General features: G+C 44.6%; 11 protein-coding genes. 2 read left to right on the top strand and 9 right to left on the bottom strand.

Annotation, left to right across the window (positions count from 1 at the left end; all coding sequences use genetic code 11):
* Nucleotides 1-108: 108 nt before the first annotated feature.
* On the bottom strand, nt 109-696 hold the full coding sequence (locus E5S67_RS05060) for a pentapeptide repeat-containing protein (RefSeq protein ID WP_172185973.1): 588 nt from the start codon (nt 694-696) through the stop codon (nt 109-111).
* Between the two features lie 57 nt (nt 697-753).
* Here E5S67_RS05060 and E5S67_RS05055 point away from each other — a divergent pair, with 57 nt between their 5' ends.
* The gene (locus E5S67_RS05055; RefSeq protein ID WP_172185972.1) at nt 754-1,299 is read left to right on the top strand and encodes a protein-tyrosine phosphatase family protein; all 546 of its coding nucleotides are present in this window, start codon (nt 754-756) and stop codon (nt 1,297-1,299) included.
* 265 nt (nt 1,300-1,564) lie between these two features.
* On the opposite strand, the gene blaOXA is transcribed toward E5S67_RS05055, so the two are convergent.
* The 7 genes from blaOXA to E5S67_RS05025 all read right to left on the bottom strand — a co-directional run bounded on the left by blaOXA (nt 1,565) and on the right by E5S67_RS05025 (nt 6,221).
* Nucleotides 1,565-2,437 carry a class D beta-lactamase gene (gene blaOXA / locus E5S67_RS05050; RefSeq protein ID WP_172185971.1) on the bottom strand — a complete coding sequence of 291 codons (873 nt, stop codon included), beginning with the start codon at nt 2,435-2,437 and terminating at the stop codon, nt 1,565-1,567.
* 151 nt (nt 2,438-2,588) lie between these two features.
* A complete protein-coding gene (locus E5S67_RS05045) occupies nt 2,589-3,002 on the bottom strand; it encodes an MAPEG family protein (protein ID WP_172185970.1) in 414 nt (137 codons plus the stop codon).
* Between the two features lie 327 nt (nt 3,003-3,329).
* Complete coding sequence (locus tag E5S67_RS05040) at nt 3,330-3,794, bottom strand: DUF3037 domain-containing protein (protein ID WP_172185969.1); 465 nt, start codon at nt 3,792-3,794, stop codon at nt 3,330-3,332.
* Nucleotides 3,772-4,560 carry a HipA family kinase gene (locus E5S67_RS05035; protein WP_172185968.1) on the bottom strand — a complete coding sequence of 263 codons (789 nt, stop codon included), beginning with the start codon at nt 4,558-4,560 and terminating at the stop codon, nt 3,772-3,774. Before E5S67_RS05035 ends, E5S67_RS05040 begins: the two co-directional genes overlap by 23 nt.
* A 122-nt stretch (nt 4,561-4,682) precedes the next feature.
* Nucleotides 4,683-4,817, bottom strand: coding sequence for a hypothetical protein (locus E5S67_RS33960; RefSeq protein WP_281363521.1), 135 nt, complete (start codon nt 4,815-4,817; stop codon nt 4,683-4,685).
* 239 nt (nt 4,818-5,056) lie between these two features.
* The gene (locus tag E5S67_RS05030; RefSeq protein WP_172185967.1) at nt 5,057-5,629 is read right to left on the bottom strand and encodes a hypothetical protein; all 573 of its coding nucleotides are present in this window, start codon (nt 5,627-5,629) and stop codon (nt 5,057-5,059) included.
* A gap of 292 nt (nt 5,630-5,921) precedes the next feature.
* Nucleotides 5,922-6,221: a hypothetical protein gene (locus E5S67_RS05025; RefSeq protein WP_172185966.1), complete on the bottom strand. Its 300-nt coding sequence runs from the start codon at nt 6,219-6,221 to the stop codon at nt 5,922-5,924.
* Between the two features lie 108 nt (nt 6,222-6,329).
* Here E5S67_RS05025 and E5S67_RS05020 point away from each other — a divergent pair, with 108 nt between their 5' ends.
* On the top strand, nt 6,330-6,695 hold the full coding sequence (locus E5S67_RS05020; protein WP_216670197.1) for a DOPA 4,5-dioxygenase family protein: 366 nt from the start codon (nt 6,330-6,332) through the stop codon (nt 6,693-6,695).
* A gap of 214 nt (nt 6,696-6,909) precedes the next feature.
* On the opposite strand, the gene E5S67_RS05015 is transcribed toward E5S67_RS05020, so the two are convergent.
* Complete coding sequence (locus tag E5S67_RS05015; protein ID WP_172185965.1) at nt 6,910-7,647, bottom strand: DUF72 domain-containing protein; 738 nt, start codon at nt 7,645-7,647, stop codon at nt 6,910-6,912.
* Between the last annotated feature and the right edge of the window lie 1,361 nt (nt 7,648-9,008).

The following is a 9,008-nucleotide window of genomic DNA, read 5'->3' as shown; positions in this document are numbered from 1 at the left end:
AGAGTTGAGAGCAGCGCTGCAAAAAGAGTTAAATAAGTTGACGTTGGAAGTTATTGCTTCTTTGACGGGATGGGAATTTATTTTAGATGCTCTATCTGTAGCATGACTTTAGGAAATTGGTATTAAATCAGCACCTGTTAAGCAAACATTGCTTAAATCTGCATAACTCATATCGGCACCTCTGAGATTAGCATCCGATAAATTTGCTCCTGATAAATTCGCCCTCACAAGTTGCGATTTACTCAAATTGCTGCCACTCAAATTTGTTGCTGGCATCTGTGCCGCCATTAAGTTGGCTTTGCTTAAATTAGTGCCGCTGAGGTTAGCCAAATTCAATTTAGCATAACTCAAATCAATGTTTTCCAAGCAAAGTTCGCTCAATTGCGCGCATCGCAAGTTAGCATTAATAAAAAACCTGTCTCCAATCGCATAACGGCGCAGCAATTCGTCAACTTCCAGCCGAATTAAAACCGGTTCGCAAGTATTTTGGTAGCACCACGATGTCTCTAGCAAACTAGCGGCTGCTTCAATTGCTACCTTGTCGGATTTAGGGAGCACCAAACTATTGCACCCATCCCACTCACCGTTGAGCATAAATGCCATGTCAGAAGCTGCTGCAATTGAGTCGCATAGCAAAACGGTTTCTGGTTTGGGTTGCAGCCAGTTCATTAAAGCGATCGAGCTATTGTTTTTCATTTTTGATTCAGGGTTTGTGCGTCTTTCTTAATTATAGGTAAAAATATTGAAAACAGTATGCACAAATTCGCTGCGGCTTCAGAGAATGAATTAATTGTGTTTGGTGCAGCCAGACCAGGATACCGCGATGCAGAAGTTGCTCGCTGGATTGAATTTATGCAGGGGCATAATATTAAGCAAGTTTGCTGTTTGCTGGCTCAGACGCAACTCATCCGCTACACTGATTTACTGGCAACATATCGAAAAATCTTTGGGTGCGATCGAGTTTGCTGGGCGCCGATTGCAGACTTTGAATTGGTCGATCGCGATATTTTAATCGATCGCATATTGCCGTTCTTGGAATCTGCAAATAACAAAGGCGAACGGGTGGTAGTTCACTGTTCTGGGGGGATCGGACGTACAGGACAGGTTTTGGCTGCTTGGTTGGTCAGCGGGCGGGGATTCTCTAACAAACAGGCGATCGCAGCAGTAAAAAAAACTGGCAGAAATCCCTATGAAGCAGCAATCGTAGCTTGTTTGAAAGGTCGAAACCCCTGGCTAGTCGTTGCAGAACTTAATGCTCTCTTAGATGATTGTCGCCTTGCTGGAAGAAATGACATATAGCACGATAGCAACTATATATATAGCAATCCTAAATCATTTGTGAATTTCTTACTCCCTCCCCTTACTAAGGGGAGGGTTGGGGTGGGGTAAAAAGTTTACGACTCCTGCAAGGATTGCTATATGAGCCAATGGTGTATGTCCTAAAAGATTTAAAAGACTCGGCTTCCTACGATCGAACTCAGGGATCGAATAAATCGGTGTTTTGGCTCTCACCGTTAGCTGCCCCGCTGGTCTTTTTGCGAATATTAGAGAACAAACAACGCACTTACAGCAGCGCCAGATCTTTGAAGCAACGGCGCGTCAACTCGATTCTTGCAGATGCGTCATTATTGTTGCGGATGTCAATGTTTGTAGCAAAAAAGTAAACATTTTTATTCTTTTCTAAATAACCTACATACCAGCCATTTTGAGGCTTTGTTTGTTCTCCAAACCTTGCCCAGCCTGTCTTTGCCCTAATTGTGTAATCGGGAGTTTGTTCAACAATTATGATGTCTTTAACCAGAGACAGCGATCGCTCAGAAAAGGGTAAGTCGTTTTTGTATAGACGGCGGAGAAATTGAAGTTGCTCGTTGGGTGTGATTCGCAGTTCTCCCTCTAACCAGAATTTGTCAATATCGTCTTTGTTACCGATTTTTTGGTTGCCATAACCGACTTTAGCTACCCATTTTTGCATTTGCTCGTGCCCGACTCGGCGGGCGAGAACTTGGTAAAACCAAACGGCGGAAAGTTTTATGGCTTCTCTCATATTCAAGTCTCGATTCCATGCGGGAATTTGCCTTTGAATTCCATCCCAAGTTAGAACGGCAATCTCATCTGAAATTACCCCTGTTTCTAAGGAAATCAGAGAGTTGAGAATCTTAAATGTAGATGCGGGTAAAAAAGCTGTGGCGTTACGCTGCGGGTTGTGTTGATAAAGCCGATCGCTGTTCAAATCGTAAATCGCGATCGAGCCTTCAACTCCTAGTTCTTGAAAGTGCCGTCCAAAATTCACTGTCTGAGCAACATCTCCTCCGCGAGGCGGAGATTCTTGCACAGCAGGTGGCACGGTTAAGGCTGATTGCGGTGGCTGAAGTAAAACAAAAGTAATGCAGCCTAATACAATTAAAACAACAGCGATCGCACGAGATATTCTGTTCATAAACTTCGATAATTTAGCCAAATCACAGGCAGTAATTTCACAGGGGCGATCGACTTGTAAGGTGCGTCTGACTTACGCTGTGTAAGAAAGAATTAAGGTTTGCCCCTGACGCACCCTACTATACAGAGGTTGCAATTGCGTATTTTCTCAACTAGAAAACTGCCATAATAGTTAAGGCGACCAAGCAGCTTAATTGAATTAGTAAGCTGAAGAACCGAAACTTTGGATCGAGACCAGCAATGTGAATCGCTGAATGTACAAGCCGAAATAGGATGTACACAACAATCAGCAAATCTACTGCTGTTCCTGAAACACCCCTAACGGTTAGAAGGAAAACAACTCCCAAATACAAAGGCAGGTTTTCTATCAAGTTGGATTGTACTCGAAATAGTCGCCAAAGCAAGCTGTCGTCGTTTTGTGTGCCGAAATCTTTTACAGATCCGCCCGCAGATAGATGCCGAATCCTGACTGTTAGCAGCAGGATAACAACCGCGATCGTCCACAGGATGAAAATTGTTAAACCCCACAGAGGGAAAGTCATATTTGTCGGTTCAATTTGCATCATCTTTCTACCTTACGAAACTGCGGCTAAGACTTTATAAAAGTTATATCAAATCCTGTAGCATGGTCGGGCGTCAAATCCAGCCAACAGTCAACAATCACCGATGGTGCAACCGGAGTCGATCTAATTCATCTGCGTTAATCTGTGTTAATCTGCTCTCATCTGCGGTTAAAAAAAAGAGAATGTATTAACCGCAGATGACAAGGGATTGACGCTGATTCACGCAGATGTCGAGAATACATAGATTAATAATTCGGACATTCTGAGTGTTTTCAGAAATCGATAGATCGCTCACCAAGCTCAAAGCAGCATCTAACTGACAAGCTGACGCTAACTAGAGTGCGATCGCATCTCGTGAGTGTCAATTCCAGCCGCTAGCAACCGAGCGTTTACAGATGGTTTTCGGCTTGACGATCGCACCATTGTATCGAGCAAGTGTTCGATCGCACCCGGTAGACTGTGGCAAAAACCAGTGTGTACCCGCGATGTCTGAACAATCGTGCTGCGGGGTGCTACGAGCCAGTGAAAACGCTCTCTGTGGGGAAGTTGACCGATCGCGCCAGATTCCTTGCCGCCCGCACAAATGAGGGGAATGACTGCTAGGTGGTTGCGAATCATTTCCAGATCCAACGTTGAGTCGATCGCCATCAAGCGCTGTTCATCAATTTCGATACGGGCTTCGAGGAATTTTTTCGTACCGCAAGAAACGATCGCCCCCACGTTGATAAACTCCTCGCGCTCAACTTTGGGAACGACCCGAATAATGGCGTAATCATACAGAAATCGATCGGGCACTAATCGCCTCCTCCAAAAAAATATGTGGTGATTCTAGCCGATTTAGCAGGTACTCGATATAAGCATTCCGATGTTCGTTGCTATCGCTGAAAGGAGATTCTCCCACCAGCCAAGCATCAGGAATTAATTTAACGATGTTGCGAATGATGTCCGGCGTTAGCCTTTGAGTCATCTTTGAATTTGCCGCTTCCAGCGTGCTCGCAAAACGCAGCAGAACGTGGTCTTTGATTGGGGGAAAACGATCGCGGCTGCGCGAGAGATAATCTTTCCAGGTGTGGTGGAAGTAGAGGGCTGCACCGTGATCGATCAGCCAAAGCCGGCGGTGCCATACCAGCATATTTGCATTGCGCGGCGTGCGATCGATGTTGGTCACAAAAGCATCGAACCAGACGATTTCTGAGGCCAAATCCGCCTCGGACTTGCCCGCTATCGGGTCAAAGGTGATAGAGCCCGGGAGATAGTCGAGGGCGAGGTTGAGGCCAGCACTTGCTCGGATCAAATCTTGAATTTCCGGATCGGGCTCAGTCCGAGCCAGTTCGGGATCGAGTTCAACAAAGACGAGTTCGGGGATTGGGAGCCCGGAGGCGCGAGCAATCTCTCCCGCCACTAGCTCGGCGATCAGAGATTTGGCTCCCTGGCCGGCACCGCGAAATTTGAGCACGTACATACCATCATCATCTGCTTCAACGATCGCCGGCAGCGATCCGCCCTCGCGCAAGGGAGTGACATACCTGGTAGCAGTAACTGTTCGCAAGCTGGGACTCATGCTATTTTCGATTTTCGATTTGAGATTTTTGATGGGAAATCACTGCTTTTATGAGGGTTTGGAGCAAGGGCTTACAGTTGCATTCTTTTTTTAAACTGGGACTGATGTTAAGTAGTCTCTAATTATTTTTGCATCTGTTGGCTATTGCGGGCGATCGAAATCTCGATTTCAAGGATTGGGCGATCGACTACAAAGCGTTTAATTACCGCAGCGCCACGCTGACCGAAAGCATCCAGGATACAAGCCTCCGGATTCATCCGTCTAGAAATAAAAAACCTGTATCTGATAAAGGAACCCCCGAATTTATCCGTGGGGTCAATGCTTCAATTCTTTAATCTAAAATCTAAAATCTAAAATCTAAAATCTAAAATCGTTTGACCGAGTATTTCGTGTTTTCCGATGCCAAGCTTGTTCTGAATAATTTGTACGAGATGGAACCCAAAGTGCTGTCGGCTGTTGAGGTGGATGTCACAGGATTAAGAGTTTTTTGAGCCTATTACGAACAGCCTTCTATATACTCAACTTCAGGAAGTTTACCCGAACGGAACCTATCTACACGATTTTTGCTAGTCTCAAAAATTAGGCGGTAGTTTTTATCAACCGCATCTTTAGGTACGAAAGTTAGATATTTTCCATTGTCAGGTGGGCGGCTTACATAAGGATGAGGTTTTGCTTTAATTTGCCCTGGATATAAAGATAAAATTCGGTTTTCATTATCCCCGATTCTAGCTCCTTTGATGGTGGTAATGCGCTTGCTGCTAATATCCACTCTGGCAATGCGGCCCTTTGTTACCATAAAGCTAATTCCCTTTGGCTCTCCTTGTGGTTGAACGTAGGAGCACTGATACTCGTCAAGACCACCACTCCCAATTCTAATTAATCTAATCCCAGCAGATTGTGACGCTTCATCAACTGTCATACCTACCCGAATTGGCCCTATTCCATTAATTGCTAGTTTCGATCGCTCTGTGAGTTTCGCTTGAGCGCTAACTGATGTTACCAAAATCAAAAAAATGACTGCTGTGCCAATTAGTAACGCGACCAACTTTGAACTGTTTAACTTTCGCATTGAGTGCTATTCCTCCTTGATATCTGTAAACATTTATCTAATTCTGCTGTTATCTGAATATCGTTCGCCAGTATGCTAATTTATTTTGTATTTGTACGCAGGAAATCGTCGGCTGACTTTTGCTCGCTCGATTCTCCCGTTCTTCCTTAGAAATCTGTTGTTAGGTTGCGAGATGCCGCCCATAGCTTATATCAAATCCGCGCTTCATCGTCGGGCGTAAAATCGAGTCAACAGTCAACACTCAACCATCATTCAGTTTTTCGACTGACAGTTAACAGCCAACAGCCAACAGTCAACAGTCACAGGAAACAGAGGTTGGGTCAACTCTCCCGGCTAGTGCAGGGACTACAACAATGCCCAGTGCTAGAATGGGTAAGAAAGCAGACAATTTGTTCGAGTTTTTATTCACAGTTAACATAAGTTCGGGAAGGAAGCGAGTATCAAGCTTGGCGAATTCTCTTGTCACCATGACTAATCTATTACCAAACTTGTTGCCGATCGCCACCAACACCCAGATTTTGGGATAACCCAACCCGCCGGCCATGCCCCCCAATCCCGAAGAGTGCGTAGGCGTAAGCCGGGGCGGAGCCATCGCTGCCTCTTGTACGCCCGCAACTCACACCTCCTAAGTGGCGTTCACCAAGTTAGCCTGAAATTAACAGCCGTTTTGTGCAGATGTCCCCTCAATACCCCACTGAAAATGATGAAAGAAAACACCATCGAAATTGTTGGTTTTCACGCACATATTTACTTCAACGCTGATAATCGCGATGTCGCAGCGCGTGTACGCGAAGGATTGACTCAATTTGAGGTGAAGCTCGGGCGCTGGCATGACAAACCCATTGGCCCCCACCCCCAAGCGATGTATCAAGTTGCATTTTTACCCTCGCAATTTGGCAAAGTCGTTCCTTGGTTAATGCTGCATCGCGAGGGGTTAGATATTCTCGTCCATCCCGAAACAGGCGACGATCTGGCAGACCACACTCTACATTCTTTGTGGTTGGGACAGAAATTAGAGTTGAATGTCGAATTCCTGCGACCTAGAACAACCAACGCCAGCTTGTGATCGATCGCAAGGCGAAAACGTTGCCCCTGACAGCTACTATGGGGATTTGATGTTGGGTAGAAGTGACTACCAAAACGCTTGCGAGCTGGCAAATGCTAAGTGCAGGGAATTGAACCAACCAAAAACGCAGTCGGCGAACTAATTCAGCTTCAGGGAACTGCGAAGCATTTTTGAATGTGCCCAAAAGAATGGGAACGCTCTCAATCTTCGCTTGTTAGGAAGTACCGTTTTCCACAAAAGTTTTTAGCTTTGAAGCGTTCCGAACTGCATTTCCCTCTCCGTCGTTGTTGAAGTAGACGAACACACTTCGCCCCTGACTTTCCCACTCGTGGATGCGATCGGCCCACCAATGCAAATCATCATCCGAGTAGGAGCCGCCGTAGAGATTGTTGGTGTCCGGGCCGTGGAGGCGCACATAGACGAATGAGCCCGTTGCGCGGAGGATACACGGGAGGTGGGCCCCGCTCATCACGCAGTAAGCCGCTCCTTCGCGTTCCAGCAGCGAAAATACCTCTTCCGTGTGCCAGCTTGGGTGTCGGAATTCGACAGCTACTTTGATCCAGCGCGGCACCTGTTCTAGAAAGTAGGCTAGGCGGGCCGAGTCGCAGCCGAACTGGGGAGGAAGCTGGACAAGTAGAATACCCAGTCGATCGCCCAAGCATTGAAGTCCCTCACTCATCCGTTCCAACCACTTTTCTGGCGAGTAAAGACGCTTGGAGTGCGTTAGACCGCGGGGCGCTTTTACGGTCATGAGAAATCCTTGGGGAAGGCGCGATCGCCAGTTAGCAAAGGTAGTGTTTGGTGGCCAGTGGTAGTAGGTGCTATTAACTTCGACGGTTTGATAGTGCTGGATATAGCAATCGAGCCTAGAGCGCGGCGGTAGCTGGTGGGGATAAAGCACACCTTCCCAATGGTCGTAACTCCAACCTGAAGTGCCAATATGAACACTCATCGCCTTTTGACTCCAATGCAGATTGTGTTTGTGTTTGAATTTAAGTTTAGTCGGCTGGCATCGCTACCGCACTCTATCAATCAGCTAAAAATAGAGAGAGCAAGTTGAACTCTTAAGAACTCCTTTAAACGCTGAGCCTGACTTTACTGCTTTGGGCGATCGTCTCAGGCTTTTCTATATTAGACATCTCCAAAAACTCCTAAATTCTTTCCCAGCTTGGTTTATGGCTGCCTGCACTTTGGGAGTAGGCAGCCATAAACCAACGCTTAAATAAGGGTAAAAAGATTTTTAAATAAAAACTGCCCGAATTATACTGCCTACATTTTATTATTTTTAGCTATTTTTATGGACATTGAACTATGGCACTAATCCGCCATCTTATTAATCCACCTACGCGGAGAATTACTGGCTCTTCATACTCATATTTTTAGCAAAATTTTTCTCCTAACAATCAAACAAAAAATCATCTATCTAATTAGAGGTTCTACTACTATTTTTCTCAATAATTCTGTGTGTGTTTTTTGTTTTAGGCGAAGCAATATCTTAACTTATAGTTCTTTTTAATTAGGAATCATGGCATCAAACATAACATAAGCTTTATGCCATTAAAATTTTTGCTCGTAATTTCATTCTTCGCCTCACTCATGTCATTTTTTTATGTCTGTCGTTGCTTCAGTTTCTCCAACTACTATATCAACGCTTTCTTTCCCCGAATATCTCACAATTTTTTTATTTTTTAAAATGCGTTTTTTCTGCTGCTCTAAATAGTATTTTTTTTGAGTTTTATAGCCTGTAAAAATTTATATTTGCTCTTCATCTCTCTATCTAATATTAACTCAAACTAACTTGATATTTTCATAACTCATTGCCATTAATAATTATTTTTTTACCTGTTATAATAAAAAAACACCCAACAGTTATCTAAAAACTTTGCTTTTTTGCTAAAAAAATAATTAGGTGTTGACTCGCTGACTCCAAATTGGACTCTTAACATTTGAAATGTGGGAAGATGCTGTAACTATAGGCTTCGTAAGGAGAATCAGATCGGCAATCTCTAGTTTAGTTGGGCGACCACCTCCGCTTTTGATGATGCGAATTTTTAAATTATGTTAATTTTTTGTCTGCTGGTTATGCCGATTCTTAGCCTGAGTAATTAGTTTTAGGAGTTAGTCATAGTCTAGACCCAATAGCCTCGGGGTTTCTGAGGGATGTTTTTCTATGTCTTCCCGAAGTTGACTGATGACAGTTAAGGTAAAATAGTCTGATAATATTGAAGCGATCGCACTCCTAGTTTATTTGTGGGAAATGTCTAATAGAGAAACCGCAGATGTAAGGCAGATAATTTCCACAGAGGAGAGCGA

Source organism: Microcoleus asticus IPMA8 (assembly GCF_013179805.1).
GTDB lineage: Bacteria > Cyanobacteriota > Cyanobacteriia > Cyanobacteriales > Microcoleaceae > Microcoleus > Microcoleus asticus.
This window is presented reverse-complemented; position numbering and strand designations above follow the sequence as displayed.